The following is a 24,145-nucleotide window of genomic DNA, read 5'->3' on the forward strand; positions in this document are numbered from 1 at the left end:
CCTACACGGGCACCACGGCTCACCCGGGTCAGTCGTCCATGAACACGATCCGTCGTGAGGGCGTGGCCGCGCCCGCGCCCCCGGTCGCCGCCGTGCGGCCCGCCGGCACCGCGCGCTCGCGGCCCCAGGCGCGGATCTCCTCGATCTGCTCGGGGTTGACCCTGCTCAAGGGCACCGTGTTGGCGAAGGTGTCCAGGAGGAAGGACGGCTTGAGGCGGTCGGCGCCGCCGCAGCGGAACGCCTCCTCGCCCACGTCGTGCAGGGTCGACTCGATGTCGGAGCCCGCGAAGCCCTCGGAGAGATCGACGAGCCGGTCCAGCTGCTCCGGCTCGGGGTCGACCTCCAGATAGCGGCGGTAGTAGAGCTCGATGATCTCCCTGCGGTCCTGGCTGTCCGGCAGGTCGACGAAGAACAGTTCGTCGAACCGGCCCTTGCGCAGCAACTCGGGCGGCAGGCTGCGGATGTCGTTGGCGGTGGCCACGACGAACGCCCGCGACCGTGACTCCTGGAGCCAGAACAGGAACTGCCCGATGATCCGCTGCGGTACGCCGGACATGTCGTCCTTGCCCGCGAGGCCCTTCTCGATCTCGTCGATCCACAGGATGCAGGGGGCCACTCGGTCCGCCATCGCCAGGGCCTCCCGGAATCGGCCCTCGGACTCACCCAGGTACTTGCCGTGGATGCTGGCCATGTCGAGCCGGTAGAGCGGGAGCTGCCACTCGTGGGCGATGGCCTTGGCGGAGAGGGACTTCCCGCAGCCGGGCACCCCGACCAGCAGAACGCCCCTGGGCGGCCGCAGCGCCGAGTCCCGCAGGTCGGCGTGCATCATGCCGTGCTTGCGGCTCAGCCACTCCCGCAGGCTGGTCAGTCCGCCGACGGTGTAGTCACCCTCCTTCAGCTGCACACGTTCGAGGCCGGTGAGATTGCTGAAGATGCGGTCCTTGGCCTGGGCGAGTCCGAGGACGTCGGCCTTCCCGATCGACCCCTTGGCCGCGATGGTGGCCATCAGGTTGATGCACTCGGCCTCGGTGACACCGCTCAGGAACTCGGCGGCGCGGCGGGTGTCGTTCTCGTCCCACTCGATGGGGATGTGACCCCGGTGGTCGGCCAGGAAGCCTGCCAGGGTGCCGTACATCTCCTCGGCGTCCGGCAGGTCCAGCTGCAGGTTCATGCCGAGCCGCTGCAGCCCGCTCCAGATGGGCGCGTCCGTGATCAGGACGATACTGCCCATGTTGTTGTCGGCGAGCCGGGCGAGTTCGGCGATGTGCCGGGTGACAGGGGTGTCGTCCTCCAGATGGTCGGGGTCGACGAAGACGACGGTGGCGTTGGCGCGGTTGCTGAACTGGGCGGCGGCGAAGTCCATGGCCCCGGTCAGTGATCGGTCGTCCTGCACCGGCGCGTTGGTGCGCAGGTCGCGCAGGCCGGTGGCTCTGGTGTAGATCCAGAACGGCATGCTGCTGCGGCGGTGCTGAAGGGCTGCGTCCCTGAGGAGGCGGAGCGCGCGTTGCTGCTCGATGGTGCGCATGCCGATCACTGGGACACGGGCGGAGATGTAGCTGTCCAGGTGGTGGAGGCTTTCGGTGTAATTCGACATGCGGGCCTTCGGATCGGTTTTCGGATGCTCCGCGCCAGTCCGGTCGCGGTTCTTCAGTCCGTGATGACGCGGCGGCGGGGGCGGTCTGCGGCATGGGTCCCGGCCCATGGGTCGGCCGAGCCGGTGACCGGGGGCGTGAGCGTCGCGGTGAGGGCGTTGTCGCGCAGGGTGCGGCGGCGTTGTTCCACCCGGCGCGGGTCGGAGCCGTTCGCGGCGGCCTGGTCGTCCAGCCTGCGTTCCAGTTGCCGCTGGAGGTCCGTGATCTGGCCGTCGACCAGTTCACGGAACCTGCTGCGGAGCGACTCGGGCAGGCCCGGATGGCCCGCCACCGCCCGTACCGTCAGGAGTCCGGCCCGCGCCTGGGCCAGCTCGCGGCCCGCCGAGAACTCGTCCGGGGCGGCGAGCAACGCATCGGTGAGCCGGTCGGCCCAGGCCTTCAGCCGGATGTCGAGGGCCTGGCCGAGGTGAAGGGTGAACCGTTCCCAGGTCTCGCCGGGGAAGTGTTCCTGCGCCAGCGGCGGCAGGGCATCGAGGTCGGGGCTCTCCTCCGCGGCCCATCGGCGCAGGAAGTCCACCCAGGTCTCGTAAGCACCGCCGTGCCCCCAGTACGTGCTCACGCCACGCTCCCCGGCCTGCGTACGACGGTTTCGCCGGGCGGCAGGGGCTCCCAGTCGGGCAGCCCTTCGGCGATCTTGCGCACGCGGCTGGTGGCGCGCTCCCCGGCGGGCCTGCGCGAGGCGCCCCACGGCGAGTCGCCGACCGGGGTGCCGGGCGTGGACCACTGGGGGTCCCCCGGGGGTCTGCGGGGCGGAGGCGGGGCCGCCGGGTGCGGGACGGGTGCGGTGCTCATGACGCGGTTTCCTCCTTGGCCACGGTCCGGCCCTCGAACGGCGAGCCGCCCCGGGTGGCGGTGCCGAGGGACGTGATCAGCTCCCGGCACTGGGGCTCGACGGCGTCGGCCGCGCGGAGCTTGGTGTTCCAGTCGGTGAGTTCGGCGGAGGCCGCGCGCAGATGGTGCAGGGACTCCAGCTTGGCCTGCTGGAGGATCTGGCGGACGTTGTCCTGGAGGCGTTTCGCGGCCTGCGCGCCGTTGTGCAGGACGAGCCCCCAGACACCGCCGACGATCGCGGCGGCGACCAGCGCGGCGCCGATGGAGAGGGATCCGACGATCAGCAGGATGCCGGCCAGGACCGCGGCGAGCGGCGCCGCCTTCTTCCCCCACGGGTACGCGTAGGCGGCGATGAACGGCTCCATGTGCTGGTCCCAGTGGGTGGCCAGCGATCGCTCCAGCTCGGCCAGCGGCTGAAGGAACGAGCCCTGCCAGGGCGGCAGTTGGAAGGTCCTGGCCGCAACCGTGTACGCGGTGCCGAACCGGGCCTGCACGTCCTGCGGCACGGCGGCCCGGTAGTCACGGGTGAACCCGGCGTGCGCCTGGAGGAACCACTCCTGGCAGGCGGCGACGGAGAGCCGCTGGGTGGCGGGCGAGGTGCCGATGGCCGCCGGGTTGAGCGCGGCGGTGGTCTGCACGGTCAGATAGTCGAGGGTCTCCTCGTACGAGGCGGAGTCCGCGTCGGCCGCGTGGCGGGCGGCGTCCAGGTCACCGCCGTGGTCGATCACCGCGTGGTTGAACGCCAGGTCACGGCGGAGCGGAAGTTCCTCGTCGTCGTACTCGGAGACGAGCCGGTCGAGGATGTCGTCGACCGCGTCCTCCAGCCGGTCGGAGGGCTGGAACTCGCGTTCCATGATGGCCCGGTACTTGTCGAGCACCACCTGCTGGGCGCGGGCCCGGGCCAGCACTCCGTCGAGCTGCGGCCATTGCGGGCAGACCTGGGCGAGGCGCGGGAACTCGGCGGCCGCGGAGGGCTGCACGAGGGAGTCGACCTCCTCGCGCCAGCGGGCGATCTGCTTCTGCTGGCCCTCGGCGCTGTCCATGAGCGTCTCGCGCCAGCCGGCCAGGGTGCTGTTGAGCAGCTCACGTCCGGCGAGCCCGAAAGCGCCCTGGGCGATGGACTCCAGGATGACCGCGAACTCCCGGCCGAGCGCCGCCGGGTCCTGGGCGAGCAGGTAGTGCCGCAGCCAGCGCACGGACGCCTCCCTGCGGTTCTGGCGGCGCAGCACCAGGGCGAAGAACAGCGAGGTGCGGTCCGGTGAGCGGCGGAACGCCTCCTCCACCGCCTTCTCGCACAGCGTGCGGTCGTCGGCCGACCAGGACGCGAGTGCCACCAGGGCAGGTGCCAGCCAGTAGCGGGGCGTCTGGATCATCAGCTGGTCACCGACCGTGCGGACGCTGTCCTCGGACACCAGCCCCAGGTCGAAGGCCTGGAGCATGCCGACAGCGGTGCGCCGTACGGTCTTGTGGTGGCCGAACTCGTGGTCCACCTGGTCCTGGATCGCGCCGACGCGGGTCTCGGCGCGCTGGACGTTGGCGGTGAGCTGAGCGGTGCGGACGAACGCGAGGAACTCGTCACGCAGTTGCTGAAGTTCGCCGCGGGTCTGCTGCTGGTTGGCCTCCACGGCCTGAACCTGGCCGGACACGGAGCCGACCTGTTCGCTGAGCCGGACCACGAGGCTGGTGACCTGCTGCACCTTCTGGTGCAGCGCGTAGTCCACCTCGGACATTCGGTTCTCCGATCACATGGGTCTGTCACATGGTCACGTGGTGCGGGGGGTGCGGGGAGTCAGGGACGTACGACCGTCCCGTCGTCGAGGACCGGCAGGAGCAGGCCTCCGGAATAGACCTCGACGTAGGCGTAGCCGCCGGAGCGCACCAGCATCCGGGCGCCCGAGAACGGTTCGGGAACCGGGTCGGACGGGGCGAAGTGGCGGACGATGACCTGGAACAGGTTGAGCTGGTGGTCCACGTAGGGCGGGCCGAGGTGGCAGCGGGCGAAGAAGCCGAGCGGGATCCCGCCGTAGTGGGCCCGGTACTCCTCGCCGATCCACTCGGCCAACTGCCTGCGGGCGTGCTCGTCCAGGCCCGCGTCGAGACGGCCGACCGCGTCGCGCAGACCCTGCGGACGGGGGGCGAGGCGCTCGCGGCCCAGCGGTGCTGCGGGGCCGGCCGCGCCGACGGTGCGGCGGGGTCCGGTCCCGGAGGCGGGGCCCTGGTCCGTGCGGCGCAGGACGTCCGAGGAGGTGGACGGTGTCCCGGCCGTGCCGCCCGGCCGCACGATGCGCCGAGGCCGCTCCAAGTGGCTCATGTGTCCCCCGACTTGAGCGAAGCGTGTTGCGAGAGGTGAATGCTGATGACGGTACGTCAATAGTGCGTCGGGGGAGATGATTTGGCACCCCGCGGACCCGTTTCGGCCCCGAACTCGCCCCGTACCCGCCCGGTTCACTCATGTCCGGGCCCGTTACGGCTGACACACTGCCCGGCATGGGGTCGATCTACACGTTCATGGCGGGCATCAACGACTACCGGGAGGAGATCGCCACTCCGCTGACGGGCTGCGTCAACGACGTCACCGAGGCCCACCGGCTGGTGACCGCCCGGACGGCGGGCGGCGCGGAGGTGCGGACCGCGCTGAACGGCGCGGCGACCGTGGCCGCGGTCGAGGACGGGATCCGCACGTTCCTGGGGGCGGCCGGACCTGGTGACACGGCGTTGTTCTGGTTCTCCGGGCACGGCTCACAGTCGGCCGCCTCGGGCCCGGACCTGCTGATCGAGGCCACCGGGTGGAACCAGGCACTGGTGTGCGCGGACGGGCCGCTGCCGGACAAGCGGCTGGGCGCGCTGCTCGACGCGGTCGCGGCTCGGGGGGCCCATGTGGTGGCGGTGCTCGACTGCTGCTACTCCGGGGGCGCCACCCGGGAGAACATCTCCGAAGGGCTGACCGTGCGGTTCGCACCGCCGCTGCCCGGCTGGCGGCAGGTGGCCGGGCGGGATCTCGCGCTGCCCGAAGCGCCGCCGCGGCATCTGCTGCTGGCGGCCAGTCGGCTCGACGAGTTGTCGTACGAGGAGGATTTCGGGGGGCGGCGGCACGGCGCGTTCACGTACGCGCTGCTGGGCGCGGTGCGGGCGGCCGGCCCGGACGACACCTACCGGCAGTTGCTGTCCGCGGCCGGTGCGCGGGTGCAGCGCTCCGGCGGCCGGCAGCGGCCGGTGCTGTTTCCCGAGGCACCGGGCGGCCCCGCGGATCTGCCGTTCCTCGGGGGCGCGGTCGCGGGAGTCACCGGTGAGCATCTGCTGCGGTTCGCGGCGGACGGCTGGGAGGTGGACTGCGGCACCGCCCATGGGCTGCGCGGCGGGGACGGCGCCGAGGGCACGGAGTTCGGTGTGGTCGGGCCCCGGGGTGCGGCTCCGGGCGCCGTCGTGCGGGCGCGTGCGGTGCGGACCGACCGGACACTGGTGGACCCGGTCGGCTGGGCTCCCGACGGCGAGCGGGTCTACCCGGTGAGTCTGACCGCGCTGGCCACCCCGCCCGCGACGGTGGGTGTGGACGACACCGGCCGGCCCGGGGCGGCGGCCCGGCTGCGGGCAGCGGTGGCGTCGTACGGTCCCGGGGGCGGGCCCGCGCCGCTGGTACGGCTCGTGACGGCGCCCGAGGAGTACGGGGATCTGCACGTCAGGGTGGTGGTACGGGGCACCACCGCGCGGTTGCTCGGGCGGGACGGCACCGAGTTCGTGAGGCCGCTGCCGTTCGCCACGGACGGCGACGTCGGGCGGGTCGTGGACTGTCTGTCCCATCTGGCCCGCTGGTACCAGCTGCGGGATCTCACCTCGCGGCCCTCGGTGCTGGACAACCTGGTGCAGGTGGAGGTCCTCCCGTGGGACGCGGCCGACGGCCGGGCCCTCCTGCCGGACGGGAGCGGTGACCTCGTCTGCTCGTACGCGCCGGAGGGCGCACGCGGGCCACGGGAGCCGTGGGTCTCCATCCGGCTGCACAACCGCTCGCCGCACCGCTCGCTGTGGTGTGTGCTGCTCGACCTCACCGATCGCTATGCCTCCTCCCCGGTCCTCTTCCCCGGCCACTTCATCGGTCCCGGCAACACCGGCCACGCCCTGGAGGGCGACCCCGTGCGGCTCTCGCTGCCGAGGGACCGGGCGGCCGTACCGGGGGCCGAGTGCCGGGACTGGCTGAAACTCATCGTCGCCGAGAGCGAGTTGAGCATCGCTCCGTTCCGGCTGCGGGCGTGGGACCCCGACGGCGTGGGAAGCCGGAACGCCGGCCGTCCGGCTGCCGCGGGGGTGCTGCGGTTCGACGCCCCGGCGACGCCGTCCGGCCCTCGGGAGGCGGGACCGGTGGCACAGGGCGCGCCCGGACGCTGGGCCACCCGCACCATCGCCGTGCGGACGGTCGTACCGCCGCTGCCGACGGCGGCTACTGGCCGAGGTGGGTGAACCCCGCCCAGGCGCTCAGGTCGTCGGGGTCGATGTGCCGGGCCCGTTCGGCGAGCCGGGCGGGCAGGCCGGGGGGCAGTTCGCGCCCGGGGTCCAGCATCCACAGCTGGGCCCGGCGCAGCGCCTGGCCGGGCGGTTCGTCCTCGGTGCGCAGGAAGTGATGGGTCAGGAACATCAGGACCGAGGTCGCGTCGTCCGGGACCGGCCACAGCGAGCCGACGACCGAACGTGCCCCGGCCACCAGGAAGGCGGTCGCGAGACTGTAGGCCTCGTTGTGCCCGCGCCCCGACACATGGCTGCGGCACGCGGCGAGCAGCACCAGACCGAGTCCGCCCCGCCCGCCGCCGACCGCGTCGGTCAGCTCCTCGGCCGACAGCTCACCTCCGTGCAGGGAGAGATGGGCGGTACGGCCGCCGGTGCGCGCGATGGAAGCGTGGCAGGCGAGATGCAGCACACCGCCGTCCACTCCCTGATCCGGGTCGTCCGGGTCCGCGCCGGTCAGCCAGGAGAGCACCTCCTGCGGGGTACCGGGCCCGTCGGCGGTGCCGTCCTCGCGCCGTCCGAGGAACCGGCCGCGCGGGTAGAAGGCCCGCTGCACGGCATCGGCCTCCGCACCCGCCCAGCCGAGATCTCCGGTGGGGTTGCCCACGACGAGCGCGGCCCCCGAGTGCACGGCCTCGGGCCGGGCGGCCACATCGCACAGCAGGCGCGCGGAGGCGGCGTACGAGATCTCCGCCTCCTGCAGCGCGTAGCGGCGCCGTCCGTCGGGCCCCGGCTCCCAGGCCGCGTGCCAGGGCACCAGGCCCAGCGTCCCCATCGGCACGAACACCAGCCGGGGCGCCCGCCCGGTACGGGTGGCGAAGACATCGAGCAGCGGCCGCACCCCGGCGTACCAGGCCCATCCGCACAGCCGGTCGAGCCGCTGCCGCAGCGACGGGGTGCCCGGCCGGGCGCCGGTCGGGATCCAGCCCGGGACGGGCCCCATGTCGCGCCCGTCCGGCGCGGGCTCCTCGAGCCGGACCGCCTCGGGGGCCGGTGCGCGGACGTACTCACGCAGGGGTGCCGCGTCCTCGGTGAGTGTCGGCAGGGGTACGGAGTGCACGGCACCGGTGGTGGTGACGACCACGGCGGTACCCGGGGTGTCGTCGCCGGCCGGGACCAGGTAGACGAGGGCGTCCTTGCGGAGGTTGCGCAGCGCGGTGGCGATCTCGTCCGGGACCGGCGGTTCAAGGAGGCGGTCCTGCAGCAGGTCACCGCCCGTGAGGGCGGCCAGGACCCGGCGGCGCAGGGCGCTCGGGACGGACAGCGGCGCCTGCACCAGGGCGAGCGGGTCGCCGGGGTCGGCGGCAAGACCCGCGGCACGCCACTCCCCGGCCAGGGCCTCGTGGCCCGCCGCGGCGAGACGTTCGGGCACGGTACGGGACGTGGTCGCCGCGTGCAGGAGCAGGCCCCGGCAGGCGTCGAGGGCCTGGACGGCCTCGTCGAGGGCCTGGTCGCGCAGACACCAGCCGGCGACCTCCAGGGCCGTCGTGGTGGCCTGCTTCACGGCCTGCGCGGCATGCTCGGTGCCGGACTGCGTGAGCGCCGCCCAGGCATGCCCGCGCAGCGCGTGAAGTCCGGTGCGGCGGCCCGCGCCCTTGTCGTCGCGGCGCAGTTCGCCCCGGGTGCGATAGGCGCGGCCGAGGGCGAGTCCGGCGGCCGCGTAGAGCCGGTGTTCGGGGCCGCCGGCGGTCTCGAAGGCGGATTCCAGCAGGGCGATCCCCTGAGCGAGATGGCGGGCGCGGGCCGTGGGGAGGGGGTGCACCTGGGACAGCATGCAGTGGCCCGAGCCGAGGCAGTGGGCGTAGCGCAGCCGGCTGTCGCTGCCCTCGTCGACCAGGTCGTACGCCTCCTGGAGCAGCTCCATGGCCTCCGTGAGCGCGGCCGCGTCCCGGGCTCGCCGGAACCGGGTGATGCCGTTGTCGCCGAGCACCCAGGCCCGGTGGTCGCGCGGCAGTTCGCGGGCCATGCGACGCAGTTGGGCCACCGAGGGGCGGCCGGCCAGGGGTGGTGCGGGTGGCGCGCCCAGTTCGTCGGCGAGGTGGTCGCGGGCCGAGCGGGCGTTCTCCAGCAGCGTCCACAGCTCGATGCGTGCCGAGTCGTCGGGGTCCAGGTCCGCGTGCACGGCGAGCATCCGCGCGATGTGGTCGTCGGCTGCCGCGAGGTCGCCGCGCTGGACGGCGGCCTGGGCGTCGAATCCGTCCTGCTGGGCGGATATGACCCGCCGGTGGTACGGGCTCAGCCGGGGGTCGTCGCGAAGTTCGCGCCACAGTGCGCCGGCCGTCTCCATGTCGTCGGCGGCGCCGGCGGTCTGCCCGCGGTGGGTGGTGGCGGCGAACCGGAGCAGGCCCGTACTGTGCCCGAAGCCGTCGTCCGCACCCCCTGCCGCGCCGGCCGCGTCGGACTGCGTGAGGTGGTCGAGGACCGCGTCCATGCCGAGGCCCGAGCCGGCGAGCTCCTCGCGCAGCCGGAACTGGGCGACGACGGCGTGTGCCTTGCGCTGCCACGCGTGATCGTCCTGTCCGTGGGCGAGGACGGTGTCGACCAGCTCCCTCTTCCGCGCCTCGGTGATGTGGACGCCGTGCGGGTCGAGGATCAGACTCTGGGCCAGGAGGTTGAGGGCGAGGAGCGCGCGCTCGGCGCCCGGCTCCAGGGAGGCAAAGTTCTCGTACATCCGGTCGAAGGTCGCCGCCGCCCAGTCCCCGGTGGCGCCCACGCTCCTGAAGATGCCGGGGAAGTCGTCGTCGGTGTCGGCGAAGCTCAGGAAGCCGCGCCCCTCACGGACGTCGTCGAGCAGACTGAGGGTGGCGCGCGGGGCGTTCTCGAGGCGCATCGCCTCCGGGATGCCGTCCGGGGAGCCGGGGGTGATGCCGTGGTCCTGCTCCAGGGTCATCCAGGCCCAGCTTCCCAGCGCCGGGGCGACCTTGCGCAGAGTGGAGTCGAAGTCCTCGTCCTTCAGGACCAGCGCGCAGGCCTCGGCCACGTCGTGGAGCCGCCGCGGGTCGGGGTCGACCCGGTAGCGGCCCTGCTGGAACGCGGCCAGGAAGAACGCGGTCAGGGTGACCACGCCGTCGCGTTCCGGCACCCAGGAGTCCACCGCCCGCCGGATCAGCCCGATCGCCCGGTCCTGGCCGGCACCGTCGCCCCGCGCGCTCGCCCGCTCGTACAGCAGCCGCCCGAAGCTGTCGAGGAACACCGGGGTGAGCCGTTCGACGTCGGCCGGGTCGGCCAGCAGCCCGGTCAGCTCCGCCTCGGCAGCGGCGGCGTGGGCGTGATCCTTCCAGTGGGCCCAGATGAGAAAGCGGATGAGGGCGCTGCGGATCCCGGCGTCCCAGGCCCATGGCGGCTGCCGCCCGGTCGCCTGCCGCGCCTCGAGCAGGGCGGTACCGAACTCCTCGCGGGCCTGCTCCAGTTCGTCCCGGTCGGTGCGTGCCCGGCCGTGCACCATGAGGGCGAGCCCCAGGCTGTAGCGGACGAGGGGCAGATCGCTGGTGGGCAGCCCGGCGTCGAGCACGGCCCGGTAGTGGACGGCCGCCGCCTCGGCGTCCGCCGGGTCGCGCAGCAACTCGCCGCGTTCCATGTGGAGGTACCCCAGCGACTCCGTCAGGGCGACCGCCTCCTCGCTGCCGGGCTCCAGCACGTCGGCCGCCGCCTCGTGCCGGCGCAGGGCCTCGTCGAGCAGCCCGACGCGCTGGGGGACGGGCCCGTCGCAGTCCAGGTAGCGCTGTTTGGCACAGAGCGCCAGCAGGTGCCGCCCCACTTCCCTTGCTGCGTCGTGGTCGGGGTCGTCCGCGGGCAGCGCCTCCATACCGTCGGTCAGCAGCTCCCAGGCCGCTTCGAGGAGTTCCGCGTCGGGTTCGCTGTCGTACTGGAAGGCCCGGACGTGTCCGAACATGATCCGCCAGGCCGCCCACTCCGCGTCGTCACCTGGTGTCTTGAAGGCGAGTTCGAACGCCTGGGCCGCCAGCCGGAGATCGTCCGGCCCGTCCGCCGTCAGCAGGTGCAGCCGGTAGCCGAGTTCCCCTGCGAGCGCGCACAGGGCGGGCGCCTCCGCGTCGTCCGCGGCCATGGTGGAAAGGGCGTCGAGGATCTCCTCGCGCCGGGTACGGAGTTCGGCGACCAGGGCGTCGTCCGGGTGCGGGGCTTCAGCGGTCACGGGTCGAGCTTTCCAGGATGGTCGTGAACGCACGCCCTCAGGGCGCGAGTTGGACGTAATAGGGCAGCAGCGCCGAGTTGAGCCAGTCCCGTCCCTCGGCCGTGTCGAAATCCACGACGCCCTCCTCCTCGGGCCGCAGCGCCCCGGCCTGGCAGCGGTCGCCGAACAGCACCACCGTCCGGTCCGCCGGTTCCCGCTTGGACGACCACACCAGCCCTTGCGCCCATGGCTCGGTGTGGCGGCGGATCCAGTGCGCCCAGTCACGGGTGTACGGGTACTCCTGGGCCTCCGTGTGCACGAGCCAGGTGTCCTGGTGCACGGCGGCGAGGTCCCGCGCGCTCATCAGGGGCAGCACGCACACGTCGGCGGTGAGCCGCAGCGTGCTCAGGCGGCGCCCCTCGACGGCGGTGCGCTGCAGCAGCCGGGGTCCTCCGAGGGGGTCGAAGGGCAGCGAACGCAGCAGCGTCTCGCACACGGCGGCGGCCGCACTCAGCCCGGTGTACAGATAGCCGTAGGGCTCGTGGGCGGTGGCGTCGAAGCGGCCGCCGCCGTACAGGCAGTGCGCGGGCTTCGGGTTGAAGTCGGCGGCGCCGCGGTGGGAGCCGTGGACGCGGTACAGCAGGGTGCCGCGGGCCAGCGTGACCTTGCCGGGGGTGCCGGTGAGCTTCTCGGGCGGCCGGTAGTTGGGCACGGCTACTCACTCTCCACTGAGCACGCCATGTCTAGTAGTCGCCTTCCATCAGGAACCGCGCGGTCTCGACGAGTTGGCGGTCCCGCCCGGTACCGAGCAGCCGGGCGGGGCTGGTGCCGAGCCAGGCGTTGGCGGACAGCCACCAGTCGGCGGCGCCCCAGGGGTCGTGCTCGGCGTCCAGCAGCGCGTTGACCTCCAGGACGGTCAGCCAGGGCAGGGCGTCCTCGGAGAACTGGAAGCTCGGCAACCGGAGCCGGCCGCCGGGGCCGCGCAGCCGGATCAAGCCGGGCGAGCGGGGAGAACCGCCCAGCCGCTCGACCGTGTCCGGGTCCAGCGCGGGCTCCGCGAGGAGCCGTTGGCGCACGGGGCCGAGGACCGGCCCGACCATGCGGTGTCCGTCGATCAGCAGCACGGCCAGATCCTCGGTGGCGAACCCCTGCACGGTCGGCGGGCCGCCCGTGGCCTCGTGGACGGCGACGAGCCGGGCCTGCGCGTCTTCCCCGAACTCGTCGGGCAGCCGCTCCCGCAGCAGCCGGGCGGCCCGGGCCGCGGCACGGCGGGCCGGTTCGTCCTGCTCCGGGGCGCGTGCCACGGCGAGCAGCTCGGCCAGCCGGGCGCGGTCCTGCGGCCCGAGCCGCCCGGAGAGACGGTCCCAGCCTGCCGCGGCGGCGGCCAGGGTGACGTGCGGATCCAACGGACCCTCCCGGCGCATCGGCGGCGGCCCCATGTCACTCCTCCCCTGCGGTGGTCAGCAGCCGTTCCAGCAGATCGGCGCGGGCATGGCGGCGTACGACGAAGTGGACGTCCCAGTCGGCGCCGCGGGCGAGTTCGGCCTCGACGGCGGCCCACAGGGCGGCGAAGCTCTCCAGCGGGGTCAGGCCGCCTCGTCCGGCACCGAGCAGCGGCAGACAGACCGATCGCAGCGGCGGATCGTACCGGCGGGACTCCTCGGCCATCAGGGCGAAGACCCGGGACACCCCCCGGGTGATGTCGGGGGGCTGCACTTCGTAGTCGTTCGTCTCGGGGCGGGGCACGGCCACGGCCACGTGGTAGATGCGCCGGACGCTCTGTGCGGCCAGGGCGCCCGCGGAGGTCACGGCGACCGTTCCCGGCGAGGCCGCCCGGCCCGAGGTTCCGTGCCGGGCGGCCCACTCCCCCAACTCGTCGTGGATCAGGTCCTCGACGAGTCCCCCGGTGGGGTCGCGGCGCGCCCCCGCACGGCGCAAGGTCGCGGAGACCGACGACTTGTACGGCGCGGGCAGCGCGAAGTAGGTGTTCGACGGCGAGACGACGACGTCGATGTCACGCAGCAGGTCCACGGAGTGGACGTGGAGGGTGACGGGCACGGTACGGCGGTGCAGGCGGACGTTCAGGGGCCGGTGGACGGCGGGGAGTCCGGCACGCGGCACCGGCCGTTCCGCCACCCGGACGTGCTCGTGGCCGACGCGCTGCTCGGCGACCTGCACGATGTGTTCCGCGACCTGGCCGAGGACCATGAACTCGTGGTGCTTGCGGAAGCGTTCGACGCTCACTCCGTACACCTGGGCGGCCCGCCGGCGCCGGTCGGCGGACGGCCAGTCCCGGGTGCCCTGGGCAAGGCCCAGGCTGTACTCCGCGGCGGTCTGCAGAGTGCCGCCCCCCATCCGGGAGACGGCGAGCCGTAACACCCTCTCCACCGGCCCCCCGGGCAGCTCGCCGTCTCCCCTCGGAAGTTCACGGGCGACCTCGGCGAGCACCGGCACGGCGAGTTCACGCAGCCTGACGACTCCGGCTCGTCGCACCTTGCGCACCTCCGCGAGGACCGTTCCGTGATCGAGCGGGTACGGCTGCGGCGACGGCATGACGATCAGCATCGCACCGGCGCCACAGGCCCCACAAGCCCGTTCCGTCCTTCCATTGCAGCGCAGGGGCCGGTCGCGAACGGGTCGGGTTCAGGGCGCGTCCGGGGCGAGGTGCGCCCCGGACGCGTGAACCGTCGTGCGGCTAGACGAACAGGCTCAACCCCGCCGCCGCCACGAACCCGGCCACGGACAGCACGCTCTCCAGCACCGTCCAGGTCTTGAGCGTGTCCCGCTCGCTGATGCCGAAGTACTTGGCGACCATCCAGAACCCGCCGTCGTTGACGTGCGAGGCGAAGATCGAGCCCGCCGAGATGGCCATGATGACCAGCGCCACGAACGCCTGGGAGTGGTCGCCCTCGGCCAGCAGCGGAGCCACGATGCCCGCCGTCGTCACGATCGCGACCGTCGCCGAGCCCTGCGCGACCCGCAGCACCACGGAGATCAGATAGGAGAGGACGATCACCGGGAGGCCGACGTCGTTGAAGGTGTCGGACAGCGCCTGGGCGACCCCGCTGGCCTTGAGGACCGCGCCGAAGACACCGCCCGCGCCGACCACCAGCAGGATGTTGCCGACCGGCTTCAGCGAGGACGTGGAGACGGTCTCGAGGGACTTGCGGGACCATCCGCGCCGGATGCCCAGCAGGTAGTACGCGAGGAACAGGGCGAGGGTGAGCGCCACGAACGGGTGGCCGAAGAACTCGATCACCGAGCGGAGCGTGGACTCGTCCAGCGCGATCGAGGAGAAGGTCGCCGCGAGGATGAGGATCAGCGGCGTACCGATGATGCCGAGGACCGTGCCGAGCGGCACCGGCGCCTCCCGGGGCTCGACGCCGGAGGCGCGCTGCTCGGCGGCGACGGCGTCCTTGGCCTCCTGCGCGGCCTCGACCATGTCCTGCGGTACGGCGACGAAGATGCGCTTGCCGATCCAGGCGGAGTAGACCCAGGCGGCGGCGACGGCCGGCAGACCGCAGACGACGCCCATGAGGATGACCCAGCCGAGGTCGACGTGGAGCAGTCCGGCGGCCGCCACCGGGCCCGGGTGCGGGGGCAGGAAGGCGTGGGTGACGGAGAGGCCGGCGAGCAGCGGGAGACAGTAGAGCAGGATCGACTTGCCGGAGCGCTTGGCCGCGGCGTACACGATCGGCGCGAGGACGAAGATGCCGACGTCGAAGAAGACCGGGATGCCGAAGATCAGACCGGTGAGGCCCATCGCGAGCGGGGCGCGCTTCTCGCCGAACATGCCGAGCAGCCGGCCCGCCAGCACCTCGGCGCCGCCGCTGACTTCGAGGATCGCCCCGAGCATGGTGCCCAGGCCGATGATGATCGCGACATGCCCGAGGATGCCGCCCATGCCGGACTCGATGGTGGACACCGCGTCCGAGCGCTGGACGGTGCCGAAGAGTTCGGTGACCGACAGCCCCGCCATCAGACCGACGGCTATGGAGACGCCGAGCAGGGCGACGAACGGCTGGAGCCGGACCTTGATGATCAGGAAGAGGAGGAGGGCGATACCGATGGCGGCGACGGTCAGCAGGCCCGCGGTGCCGTCGACGAGGAGGAGCAGTCCTCCGGTGTGCGGTGGTGTCTCCGCCGGCGCGGAGGCGGCGAGCGGAAGGCGCGGATGGGACATGCGGGGGTCCTCTGGGTAAGGGCATGGGGCTTTCGGGCAGGGGGGATCGCGGCACGGCGTCCCAGGGGGTGCGGGACACCGTGCCGTGACGACTACGGCGTGCGGGCGTGGGGGGTCTCGGCGCGGGTCAGCCGAGGACGGCGAGCGCGTCGATCTCGATGAGGAGGCCGGCGGGGAGACCGACGTAGACGGTCGTGCGGGCGGCGGGCGGCTGGGTGAGGCCCTGCTCCTCGAAGTAGGTGTTGTAGATCTCGTTCATCTCCGCGAAGTGGTCCACGTCGGTGAGGTAGACGCGGATCATCATCACGTCGTCCCAGCCCCCGCCGCCCTCCTCGAGGATGGCCTTGACGTTGGCAAGGGTCTGGAGGGTCTGCTCGCGCAGGGTCGGACCGGCGGGCGTGGGCGGCTTGCCCTCCTCGGCGGGCAGGAACCCGACCTGGCCGGCGACCTGGAGGATGTTGCCCTTACGGACGCCGTGGGAGAACTTCGCGGGCGGGGTGGTGTGGGTCTTGGGGGTCAGCGCGACTTTCTCGGTCATGCGGGGTGTTTCCTTCACTGGAGTTCTGCCGGGGTCCTGCCGGAGTACTCGCCGCTGATCGCGTCCGCCGTACGGCGCACCAGCGGGAGCAGGGTGAGGAGTTCGTCGGCGGTGACGACGACGTTCGGCGCGGAGACCGACATCGCCGCGACCACCCGGCCGTCGGCGCCGCGGATCGGCGCGGCGACGCAGTTGATGGACTCCTCGTGGCCGCCGAGGTCGGTGGCCCAGCCCTGTTCGCGCACCTTGGCCAGTTCCTGGAGGAACGCGGTGGCGTGGGGTGTCGAACGGGACGTGTACATGGGGTAGTCGAGCTTCTCCGCGAGGGCACGGCGCTCGTGTTCGGGCAGGTCGGCGAGGAGGAGCTTGGCCACGGCCGCGACGGTGATGGCGACGGGCTTGCCGATCCGTGAGTACATGCGGACCGGGTAGCGGCTCTCGACCTTGTCGATGTAGAGGACCTCGTTCTCCTCGTACACGGCGAGGTGGACGGTGTGTCCGCACTTCTCGTTGAGGCGTACGAGGTGGGTGTGGGCGATCTCGCGGATGTCGAGGTTCTCCATCGCCTCCTGGGCGAGGGCGAAGAGGCGGGCGCCGAGGCGGTAGCGCTGGTCGGACTGGCGGTAGACCATGCCGTGCTCGTGGAGGGTGCGCAGCAGGCGGAGGGCCGTGGACTTGTGCACGCCGAGGCGGTCGGCGACCTGGCCGAGGTCGGCGGGGCCTTCCGCGAGCAGCGGGAGGATGCTCAGGGCGCGGTCAACGGTCTGGCTCATGGTGTGCGTGCCTCCTCTTCGTCCCGGCTCATGGTGTCGGTCCAGCCGGGGCCGAGTCGCAGTCTCCCCCACGCGGTGTCGTCGAGGGCCACGAGGCGGTCGGCGAGGGCGCGGGAGGGGGGCGGGGCGAGGTCTCCGGGGGCGGTGAGGGTGGCCGCGGCGGTGAGGTGGCCGTGGCGCAGGCGGTCGCGGAGGGGGAGGCCGCGGAGGGTGCCCGAGAGGAAGCCTGCGGCGAAGGCGTCGCCGGCGCCGGTGGTTGCCACTACGTCGACTTCGAGGGCGGGGGCCGTTGTGGCCGGGCGGGGGGTGGTTGCGCGGCCCGGCGCCTGCGGGGTGCCGTCGCGCCCACCCTCCCCCACTCTCAACTTCGCTCGAGCGGGGGGACCCCCATCGCCCGTGGGGGTACCTCCCAGGCCCTTCAGGCTCTGGGGGAGGCACGACTGCCCGCGGTCGGTCGGGAGGGCCACGGCTCCCCGTGCGCCCCGCTTCACCACCACGAGCTCCGGCTCCGGGAGTGCTTCGCGGATGTGGTCGCCGGTGAGGCCCCAGGCCTCCTCCGCCTCGTCCTCGCCCACGAAGACGAGGTCCGCTTTGCGTGCCAGGTCCAGCAGGATCTCCGGGCCCTGACCGTCGCGCCACAGGCCCGGGCGGTGGTTGACGTCGAAGGAGATCAGGGGGCGGTCGGGGCGGGGTGCGGTGAGCGCTCGCATCAGGGCCAGGCAGTCGGCCGAGAGCGCCGGTGTGATGCCGGAGAGGTGGAGGATGCGCGCCGCGCCCACCGCGTCCGGGTCGAAGTCGGCGAGCGACATGGCGGAGGCCGCCGAGCCCGACCGGTAGTAGGCGACCTCGTGGGCGTCCGTGGCGCGGTCGCCTGCCGTGCGGAAGTAGATGCCGGTGGGGCGGACCGGGTCGCGGCGGACGTGGGACACGTCGACGCCGTAGCCGCCGACCGTCTCGAGAAGGTGGTCGCCGAAACCGTCGGCGCCGACCCTGCTGAGCCACCGGGTCGTGTGCCCCGCCGCCGCCAGTACGCAGGCCACGTTGGACTCCGCTCCGCCGATGCCGCGGTCGAAGGAGGGGACGTCGGCGAGGCGGCCCGGCCGGGAGGGCAGGAACGTCACCATGGACTCGCCGAGCGCGACGACGTCCACGACGTCGGGGGCGTTGCCGGTTCCGGTGACGGTCACGATGGCGGGGCTCCTCGTCCGGTGCGGGTGCAGCGGTGTCCGTTGACCCCGCGTGGCCGAGATGTTAGACAGCGGTAAGCGATATACGCAATGAGTGTTGCAGTGAATGCAACACGCCTGATCAGGGAGGTTCCCCGATGGTCTCCGGCACCGACGCTCTCGCCCGCCTCGCCGAGGAACGTGTCGACCACCGCTTCAAGGGCCTCCCGCCGGACGCCGAGGGACTGACCGTCGGCGAGCTGGCCGCCCAGCGGCGCAATCTCTTCACCGACGGGTTCACCACCCCGGTGCTCGCGCTCTCCGCCGAGCGCCTGGAACACAACCTGGAGCTGATGGAGACGTACGCCGCCCGGCACGGCCTCGCCTTCGCGCCGCACGGCAAGACCTCCATGGCGCCGCAGCTCTTCCGTCGGCAGATCGAGCGCGGCGCGTGGGGCATCACACTGGCCGTTCCGCACCAGGTGCGGGTCGCGCGGGCGTACGGGATCGAGCGGGTCTTCCTCGCCAACGAGCTGGTGGACGCGGCGGCCCTGCGGTGGATCACGGCCGAGCTGGACGCCGACCCCGGGTTCCGGTTCGTCTGCTACGTCGACTCCGTACGCGGCGTCGAGCTGATGGACGCGGCCCTTTCCGGTGCTTCCCGTCCCGTGGACGTGGTCGTCGAGCTCGCCGCCGGTGAGGGGGCGCGCACCGGTGTGCGGACGGAGGCGGAGTGTGCCGCTGTCGCCGACGCCGTGGCGGGCGCGCGGTCGCTGCGGCTGGTCGGGGTCGCCGGGTACGAGGGCGAGGTGCCGCAGGCGGATCCGGAGCGGGTGCATGCCTGGCTGCGGCGGCTGGTGGCCCTCGCCGCGGACTTCGACAAGGCGGGCCGGTTCGAGGGCCTCGACGAGATCGTGGTGAGCGCGGGCGGCAGCGCCTGGTTCGACGCGGTGGCGGACGTCTTCGCCGAGATCCCGGAGCTGTCCGCGCCCGTGCTGAAGCTGCTGCGCTCGGGCGCGTACGTCTCGCACGACGACGGCCACTACCGCAAGCTGACCCCCTTCAACCGGGTCCCGGAGGAGGGCGCCCTGGAACCGGCGTTCCGGCTGTGGACGCAGGTGGTGTCCCGGCCGTCCGACGGGCAGGCGTTCACCAACGCGGGCAAGCGGGACGCGGCCTACGACCTCGACCTGCCGTTCGCCCAGGTGGTCCGCCGGGACGGCAGCGAGCGCCCGGCCGCCGGGATCGAGGTGACCGGCCTCTCCGACCAGCACGCGTGGCTGCGCACCACCGGGGAGGCCGATCTGGAGGTGGGAGACTGGGTGGGGCTCGGACTGTCGCACCCGTGCACGTCGTTCGACAAGTGGGTGCTCATTCCCGTCGCGGAGGCCGACGGCACGGTGACCGACTACGTCCGTACGTTCTTCTAGGAGGCCGGCAATGGAAGAGCTCGTCATCCGGGACGCGGACGTCGTGGACGGCTCCGGCGACCATGCGTACCGCGCGGACGTCGTCGTGGACGGCGGCCGCATCGTCTCCATCGTGAAGGAGGCGGCGGACGCGGGCTGTCAGCGCCCGAAGGCCCGCCGTGAACTGGACGCCGAAGGGCTGGTCCTGGCCCCCGGCTTCATCGACATGCACGCCCACAGCGATCTGGCGCTGCTGCGCGACCCCGACCACAGCGCCAAGGCGGCACAGGGCGTCACCCTCGAAGTGCTCGGCCAGGACGGGCTGTCGTACGCGCCGGTCGACGACCGCACGCTCGGCGAGGTGCGCCGGGCGATCGCCGGGTGGAACGGCCCGGGCGACGACATCGACTTCGACTGGCGGTCGGTGGGCGAGTACCTGGACCGGCTCGACAGGGGCATCGCGGTCAACGCCGCATATCTGATCCCGCAGGGCACGGTCCGCGCGCTCGCCGTCGGCTGGGAGGACCGCGAGGCCACGCCCGACGAGCTGGAGCGGATGCGGCAACTGGTCGCAGAGGGCATGGAGCAGGGCGCGGTCGGGATGTCGTCCGGGCTGACGTACACGCCCGGCATGTACGCCAAGGACGCCGAACTGACCGAGCTGTGCCGGGTGGTGGCGTCGTACGGCGGCTACTACTGCCCGCACCACCGCTCCTACGGCGCCGGCGCGCTGCAGGCGTACGAGGAGATGGTGGCGCTGACCCGGGAGGCGGGCTGCCCGCTGCATCTCGCGCACGCCACGATGAACTTCGGCGTGAACAAGGGCCGGGCGCCCGAGCTGCTGGCCCTGCTGGACGAGGCGCTGGACGCCGGGGCCGACATCACGCTCGACACCTACCCCTACACCCCGGGCTGCACCACCCTCGTGGCGCTGCTGCCGAGCTGGGCGAGCGAGGGCGGCCCGGAGGAGATACTCAGGCGGCTGGCGGACGAGGGGACGGCCGAGCGGATCCGGCACCATCTGGAGGTCACCGGTTCGGACGGCTGCCACGGCGTGCCCGTGGAGTGGGAGACCATCGAGATCTCCGGCGTCGGCGATCCGGCGCTGGGCGAGTACGTGGGCCGTACGGTCCTCGAATCCGCGCGCGAGCGCGGCGAGTCGCCCTGGGCCGTCGCGCGGGAGCTGCTGCTGAAGGACAAGCTCGCCCCGACCATCCTCCAGCACGTGGGCCACGAGGAGAACGTCCAGGCGATCATGCGGCACCGGGTGCACACCGGCGGTTCCGACGGCATCCTGCAGGGCGCGAAGCCGCACCCGCGCGCGTACGGGACCTTCCCCCACTATCTCGGGCACTACGTGCGGGAGTTGGGGGTGCTGTCACTGGAGGAGTGTGTCGCGCATCTGACCGCGCGGCCGGCCGCGCGGCTGGGGCTGCCGGACCGGGGGCTGGTCCGCGAGCGCTACCGGGCGGACCTGGTGCTCTTCGACCCGCGGACGGTGGCCGCGGGGTCGAGCTTCGCGGAGCCCCGGACGCTGCCCACGGGCATCCCGTATGTGATGGTCGACGGGCGGTTCGTCATCGAGGACGGGCGGCGCACGGACGTCCTGGCGGGACGGGCGGTCCGCAGGACTCCCCGCTGACCGCCCGCCCTCCCGCCGGTTACGGCTTGTTGCGGTGTGTCATGGCTTGGGCAGCGAGCAGCCGCTCGCGCTCAGGTCGAGCCGGTTGTCCGCACCGAAGCAGGCGGGGAACGCGTGGGTCTGCTGGGCGTAGTTGATGCCCCGGCGGACCGTGACCTGTCCGTTCTCGTCGATCTCGCACGGGTTGTTGACCGTGCAGCGCTCGCCGTCCTCGTTGCCGGTGTTGTTGACGGCGACCACCTGCCCGGTGGCGTCGTCGACGACCGGCGAGCCGGACGTGCCGCCGATGGTGTTGCAGGCGGAGGTGTAACGGACCGAGTCCTTCCAGGTCCAGTCGCCCTCCTTCATGCGGTACGCGAACCCGTCGACGGAGCAGGTGTAGATCCGCTTCCAGTAGCCGGAGACCACGCTGATGGCCGTGCCGGCCGCCGGGCGGGTGTCGCCCAGGGTCAGCGGGTCGATGCCGTACGCGCTCTTGATCTGCGCGTACGTCGTGCCGAGCCGGTAGATCGCGGCGTCCGTGTCGGTCATGGTCGCGTACACGAGCCGGTCGGCGCGCAGGGTGGCGACCTTGGAACCGGAAGAGTTCAGCAGGCCGAAGCTGCGGCTGGACGCGCGGTCGACGAGGACCTGTCCGGGCGCGGGGAATCCGCTCTCCAGGCAGTGGCCGTTGGTGAGCACGAGGGCCGGGTCGTCGGCCGCCGAGTCGGGCATGCGGACGACGGAGCCGGAGCAGTTGCTGAGCGAGACGGTGCCCGCGAAGTTCACCGCGCCGGTCTTCGGCGCGGTGAGTCCGGACAGGGTGTCCGCCGCGGTCCCGACCGTGTCGTTGAGGAGATCCGTCAACGTGGTCGGGACCGCGTCCGTGGTCGTGTCCGCGCCCGTGGGGGTTGGCGCGGCGGCGACCGCGGGGGTCGCGCCCGCCCCGGCGAAGGCCAGGGCGCACAGCGCGACGACGAGAGGTTTTCTCATGGGGGTCCCCTCTTGCGGCGTCGGGCGGCCGGAGGGCATCCTCCGGCCGCCCACAAAGTTGTCATGTGCATTGTCAGCATGCGCAAGCCGGCGGGGCAAGGCCTTGTTTCCAGCCGGTAACTTCACCGCGGGACGGACCCCTCACGGGGCCGGACATGCGTGACCGACAGCCGGTCCGACGACCCCGGACCCCGGTCCTGGCACCCGTCGCTAGCCGGGCCGCTTCGGGCCCTGCCCCCGGCCCGGCCGGTCGCCGGAGTTGCCCGGACCAGGGTCGCCCGGGCCGGTGGAGGCGGTGGGGGGCGCCGTGGGGAGGGTCGGTGTGGAGGTGATGGAGGCAGGTGCGGACGCCGACTCGTCGCCCTCCCCGGTGCCGTCCTTCCGGTCGCCGCCGGAGCCGCTCGCGCCCGGGGAGGCGGAGCCGGCCGACGGGCCGCCGGTAGCCTCCGGGTCCCCGGCCGGCGGGGATGTGTCCGCCGCCGCGGACGGATCCTCGGACCGCCCGGTGGTCACCCCCTCCCGGTCGGCCTTCTCCTCACCACCGGACGGCGAGCCCGAGAAGGCGAACGCGGCGATCAGGGCGGCCACCGACACGACACCCGCCCCGGCCCCGGCCACCATCGCGCGACGCGTGCGCGCAGGCGCGGCGGCCCTGCGGCGGCCTCGCCGCCCGGACCCGGCACGTGAGTGACCGGCCCCCGGCTCCCGGTTCCGAGCCGCGCCCGCCGCGTCCTCGCCCGGGTGAGCCGAGCCGTCGCCCGCGGAGGCCACCGCGCCACCACCCGCGGCGTCCGGTTCGCCCGCCGCGACGGGCGGCAGCTCGCGCGTCTCGTCGTAGGCGTTCTGCCAGCCGTGGGCGGCCGCCGGGTCGGGGTAGGCGTCGTACGCCGGGGGCGGGGTGCTCTGCGGAAGGTACACGTTCGGGGGAGTCCGGGGATCCGACGCGTCGTTCCCCCCGTCGGCGTACGGGGATGGGCTGGACATGGCGGCGCATTGTAGGGAGGTTGACGCCCTCCAGGACAGCGAGCGGACAAAAGCACCCGAACCGATGCGTCTCACGTGGCGGAAAACACGGCCCGCGGGGCCATACCGGGCCGTAAGCTCCCAGCATGCAGGTGATCCAGTCGACCAAGCTCGCCAACGTCTGTTACGAGATCCGGGGCCCGGTGCTCGAGGAGGCGATGCGGCTGGAAGCTGCCGGTCACCGCATCCTCAAGCTGAACACCGGCAACCCGGCCGCGTTCGGCTTCGAGTGCCCGCCCGAGATCCTGGAGGACATCCTCCGCAACGTGTCGACGGCGCACGGCTACGGCGACGCCAAGGGCCTGCTGGCCGCGCGCCGGGCCGTGGTCATGCACAACCAGACCCTCGGCATCGAGACCGACGTCGAGCACGTCTTCATCGGCAACGGCGTCTCCGAGCTCATCGTGATGGCGATGCAGGGCCTGCTGGACGACGGCGACGAGGTGCTCGTCCCGGCGCCCGACTACCCGCTGTGGACGGCGGCCGTCTCGCTCTCCGGCGGCACGGCGGTGCACTACCGCTGCGACGAGCAGTCGGACTGGATGCCGGACCTCGCCGACGTGGAGCGCAAGGTCACCGACCGCACCAAGGCGATCGTCATCATCAACCCGAACAACCCGACCGGCGCGGTCTACGACGAGGCGGTCATCAAGGGCCTCACCGACATCGCCCGCCGCCACAACCTGCTGGTGTGCTCGGACGAGATCTACGACAAGATCCTCTACGACGACGCCGAGCACATCCCGACCGCCTCGGTCGCCCCGGACCTCCTCACTCTCACCTTCAACGGCATGTCGAAGGCGTACCGGGTGGCCGGCTACCGGGTGGGCTGGATGTCGATCTCGGGTCCGCGCGCCCACGCCGACTCCTACATCGAGGGCCTGACGGTCCTGGCGAACATGCGCCTGTGCGCGAACATGCCGGGCCAGCACGGCGTGGTCGCCGCGCTCAGCGGGCGCCAGACGATCAACGACCTCGTCCTGCCCGGCGGACGGCTGCGCGAGCAGCGGGACGTGGCGTACGAGCTGCTGACCCAGATCCCGGGTGTGAGCTGCGTCAAACCCAAGGGCGCGCTGTATCTCTTCCCTCGCCTCGACCCCGATGTCTTCAAGATCAAGGACGACCGGCGGATGGTCCTGGACCTGCTGCGCCGCGAGAAGATCATGGTCGTCCAGGGCACCGGCTTCAACTGGCCGGAGCAGGACCACTTCCGGGTCGTCACCCTGCCGTCGGTCACCGACCTGCGGGACGCGATGGGCCGGATCGGCCGCTTCCTGGACGGTTACGGCCAGCCCTGACAACCGATGACAACCGTCCGATCTTGTGGACG

General features: G+C 72.7%; 19 protein-coding genes. 4 read left to right on the top strand and 15 right to left on the bottom strand.

What is annotated here, in order from left to right; translation table 11 throughout:
• Positions 1–28: 28 nt before the first annotated feature.
• From ACZ44S_RS30500 to ACZ44S_RS30520, 5 genes are read right to left on the bottom strand one after another with little or no spacing between them, the layout of a single operon-like run.
• A complete protein-coding gene (locus ACZ44S_RS30500; RefSeq protein WP_466934526.1) occupies positions 29–1,594 on the bottom strand; it encodes an AAA family ATPase in 1,566 nt (521 codons plus the stop codon).
• Positions 1,595–1,647: 53 nt separating this feature from the next.
• The gene (locus ACZ44S_RS30505; RefSeq protein WP_466934528.1) at positions 1,648–2,211 is read right to left on the bottom strand and encodes a hypothetical protein; all 564 of its coding nucleotides are present in this window, start codon (positions 2,209–2,211) and stop codon (positions 1,648–1,650) included.
• A complete protein-coding gene (locus ACZ44S_RS30510) occupies positions 2,208–2,444 on the bottom strand; it encodes a hypothetical protein (protein WP_466934529.1) in 237 nt (78 codons plus the stop codon). The genes ACZ44S_RS30505 and ACZ44S_RS30510 overlap by 4 nt, the downstream gene beginning before the upstream one ends.
• A complete protein-coding gene (locus ACZ44S_RS30515) occupies positions 2,441–4,213 on the bottom strand; it encodes a hypothetical protein (protein ID WP_466934531.1) in 1,773 nt (590 codons plus the stop codon). The genes ACZ44S_RS30510 and ACZ44S_RS30515 overlap by 4 nt, the downstream gene beginning before the upstream one ends.
• 59 nt (positions 4,214–4,272) lie before the next feature.
• Positions 4,273–4,794 (bottom strand): hypothetical protein, encoded by a 522-nt coding sequence (locus tag ACZ44S_RS30520; protein WP_466934532.1) that lies wholly within the window; start codon positions 4,792–4,794, stop codon positions 4,273–4,275.
• A 176-nt stretch (positions 4,795–4,970) separates the two neighbouring features.
• Between ACZ44S_RS30520 and ACZ44S_RS30525 the strand changes: the two genes are divergently transcribed.
• Positions 4,971–6,935, top strand: a complete 1,965-nt coding sequence (locus tag ACZ44S_RS30525) for a caspase family protein (RefSeq protein ID WP_466934534.1) — start codon at positions 4,971–4,973, stop codon at positions 6,933–6,935.
• Here the strand turns inward: ACZ44S_RS30525 and ACZ44S_RS30530 are convergent.
• The 8 genes from ACZ44S_RS30530 to ACZ44S_RS30565 all read right to left on the bottom strand — a co-directional run bounded on the left by ACZ44S_RS30530 (position 6,916) and on the right by ACZ44S_RS30565 (position 17,727).
• On the bottom strand, positions 6,916–11,130 hold the full coding sequence (locus ACZ44S_RS30530; RefSeq protein WP_466934536.1) for a CHAT domain-containing protein: 4,215 nt from the start codon (positions 11,128–11,130) through the stop codon (positions 6,916–6,918). The two genes, ACZ44S_RS30525 and ACZ44S_RS30530, sit on opposite strands and share 20 nt — an antisense overlap.
• A gap of 37 nt (positions 11,131–11,167) precedes the next feature.
• The gene (locus ACZ44S_RS30535) at positions 11,168–11,821 is read right to left on the bottom strand and encodes an RES family NAD+ phosphorylase (protein WP_466934538.1); all 654 of its coding nucleotides are present in this window, start codon (positions 11,819–11,821) and stop codon (positions 11,168–11,170) included.
• Positions 11,822–11,852: 31 nt separating this feature from the next.
• Positions 11,853–12,548: a hypothetical protein gene (locus tag ACZ44S_RS30540; protein WP_466934540.1), complete on the bottom strand. Its 696-nt coding sequence runs from the start codon at positions 12,546–12,548 to the stop codon at positions 11,853–11,855.
• Between the two features lies 1 nt (position 12,549).
• Entirely contained in the window at positions 12,550–13,662 is a 1,113-nt protein-coding gene (locus tag ACZ44S_RS30545) for a macro domain-containing protein (RefSeq protein ID WP_466934541.1), read from the bottom strand.
• 142 nt (positions 13,663–13,804) lie between these two features.
• Entirely contained in the window at positions 13,805–15,292 is a 1,488-nt protein-coding gene (locus tag ACZ44S_RS30550; RefSeq protein ID WP_466934544.1) for a GntP family permease, read from the bottom strand.
• A 127-nt stretch (positions 15,293–15,419) separates the two neighbouring features.
• The gene (locus ACZ44S_RS30555) at positions 15,420–15,830 is read right to left on the bottom strand and encodes a RidA family protein (protein ID WP_466934548.1); all 411 of its coding nucleotides are present in this window, start codon (positions 15,828–15,830) and stop codon (positions 15,420–15,422) included.
• 14 nt (positions 15,831–15,844) lie between these two features.
• Positions 15,845–16,603 carry an IclR family transcriptional regulator gene (locus ACZ44S_RS30560; RefSeq protein ID WP_190161352.1) on the bottom strand — a complete coding sequence of 253 codons (759 nt, stop codon included), beginning with the start codon at positions 16,601–16,603 and terminating at the stop codon, positions 15,845–15,847.
• Positions 16,600–17,727, bottom strand: a complete 1,128-nt coding sequence (locus tag ACZ44S_RS30565; protein WP_466934711.1) for a sugar kinase — start codon at positions 17,725–17,727, stop codon at positions 16,600–16,602. Before ACZ44S_RS30565 ends, ACZ44S_RS30560 begins: the two co-directional genes overlap by 4 nt.
• A gap of 200 nt (positions 17,728–17,927) precedes the next feature.
• Between ACZ44S_RS30565 and ACZ44S_RS30570 the strand changes: the two genes are divergently transcribed.
• Positions 17,928–19,199, top strand: coding sequence for an amino acid deaminase (locus tag ACZ44S_RS30570; protein ID WP_466934551.1), 1,272 nt, complete (start codon positions 17,928–17,930; stop codon positions 19,197–19,199).
• Positions 19,200–19,209: 10 nt separating this feature from the next.
• Positions 19,210–20,820 carry an N-acyl-D-amino-acid deacylase family protein gene (locus ACZ44S_RS30575; RefSeq protein ID WP_466934553.1) on the top strand — a complete coding sequence of 537 codons (1,611 nt, stop codon included), beginning with the start codon at positions 19,210–19,212 and terminating at the stop codon, positions 20,818–20,820.
• 39 nt (positions 20,821–20,859) lie between these two features.
• Here the strand turns inward: ACZ44S_RS30575 and ACZ44S_RS30580 are convergent, their stop codons facing one another.
• Together ACZ44S_RS30580 and ACZ44S_RS30585 are read right to left on the bottom strand one after the other, a co-directional pair.
• Entirely contained in the window at positions 20,860–21,792 is a 933-nt protein-coding gene (locus tag ACZ44S_RS30580) for a S1 family peptidase (RefSeq protein ID WP_466934556.1), read from the bottom strand.
• A 210-nt stretch (positions 21,793–22,002) separates the two neighbouring features.
• A complete protein-coding gene (locus ACZ44S_RS30585) occupies positions 22,003–22,776 on the bottom strand; it encodes a hypothetical protein (protein ID WP_466934559.1) in 774 nt (257 codons plus the stop codon).
• A gap of 125 nt (positions 22,777–22,901) precedes the next feature.
• Between ACZ44S_RS30585 and ACZ44S_RS30590 the strand changes: the two genes are divergently transcribed.
• Positions 22,902–24,113 (top strand): pyridoxal phosphate-dependent aminotransferase, encoded by a 1,212-nt coding sequence (locus tag ACZ44S_RS30590; RefSeq protein WP_466934562.1) that lies wholly within the window; start codon positions 22,902–22,904, stop codon positions 24,111–24,113.
• The last annotated feature ends 32 nt before the right edge of the window (positions 24,114–24,145 follow it).

This window comes from Streptomyces malachitofuscus, assembly GCF_055571035.1.

Bases quoted from the DNA above. Each gene is read 5' to 3' on its own strand.
- ACZ44S_RS30585 (WP_466934559.1), bottom strand. From the start codon at position 22,776: ATGTCCAGCCCATCCCCGTACGCCGACGGGGGGAACGACGCGTCGGAT.
- ACZ44S_RS30560 (WP_190161352.1), bottom strand. From the start codon at position 16,603: ATGAGCCAGACCGTTGACCGCGCCCTGAGCATCCTCCCGCTGCTCGCG.
- ACZ44S_RS30565 (WP_466934711.1), bottom strand. From the start codon at position 17,727: ATGGTGACGTTCCTGCCCTCCCGGCCGGGCCGCCTCGCCGACGTCCCC.
- ACZ44S_RS30580 (WP_466934556.1), bottom strand. From the start codon at position 21,792: ATGAGAAAACCTCTCGTCGTCGCGCTGTGCGCCCTGGCCTTCGCCGGG.
- ACZ44S_RS30575 (WP_466934553.1), top strand. From the start codon at position 19,210: ATGGAAGAGCTCGTCATCCGGGACGCGGACGTCGTGGACGGCTCCGGC.
- ACZ44S_RS30555 (WP_466934548.1), bottom strand. From the start codon at position 15,830: ATGACCGAGAAAGTCGCGCTGACCCCCAAGACCCACACCACCCCGCCC.
- ACZ44S_RS30500 (WP_466934526.1), bottom strand. From the start codon at position 1,594: ATGTCGAATTACACCGAAAGCCTCCACCACCTGGACAGCTACATCTCC.
- ACZ44S_RS30590 (WP_466934562.1), top strand. From the start codon at position 22,902: ATGCAGGTGATCCAGTCGACCAAGCTCGCCAACGTCTGTTACGAGATC.
- ACZ44S_RS30570 (WP_466934551.1), top strand. From the start codon at position 17,928: ATGGTCTCCGGCACCGACGCTCTCGCCCGCCTCGCCGAGGAACGTGTC.
- ACZ44S_RS30545 (WP_466934541.1), bottom strand. From the start codon at position 13,662: ATGCCGTCGCCGCAGCCGTACCCGCTCGATCACGGAACGGTCCTCGCG.
- ACZ44S_RS30540 (WP_466934540.1), bottom strand. From the start codon at position 12,548: ATGGGGCCGCCGCCGATGCGCCGGGAGGGTCCGTTGGATCCGCACGTC.
- ACZ44S_RS30525 (WP_466934534.1), top strand. From the start codon at position 4,971: ATGGGGTCGATCTACACGTTCATGGCGGGCATCAACGACTACCGGGAG.
- ACZ44S_RS30550 (WP_466934544.1), bottom strand. From the start codon at position 15,292: ATGTCCCATCCGCGCCTTCCGCTCGCCGCCTCCGCGCCGGCGGAGACA.
- ACZ44S_RS30520 (WP_466934532.1), bottom strand. From the start codon at position 4,794: ATGAGCCACTTGGAGCGGCCTCGGCGCATCGTGCGGCCGGGCGGCACG.
- ACZ44S_RS30510 (WP_466934529.1), bottom strand. From the start codon at position 2,444: ATGAGCACCGCACCCGTCCCGCACCCGGCGGCCCCGCCTCCGCCCCGC.
- ACZ44S_RS30515 (WP_466934531.1), bottom strand. From the start codon at position 4,213: ATGTCCGAGGTGGACTACGCGCTGCACCAGAAGGTGCAGCAGGTCACC.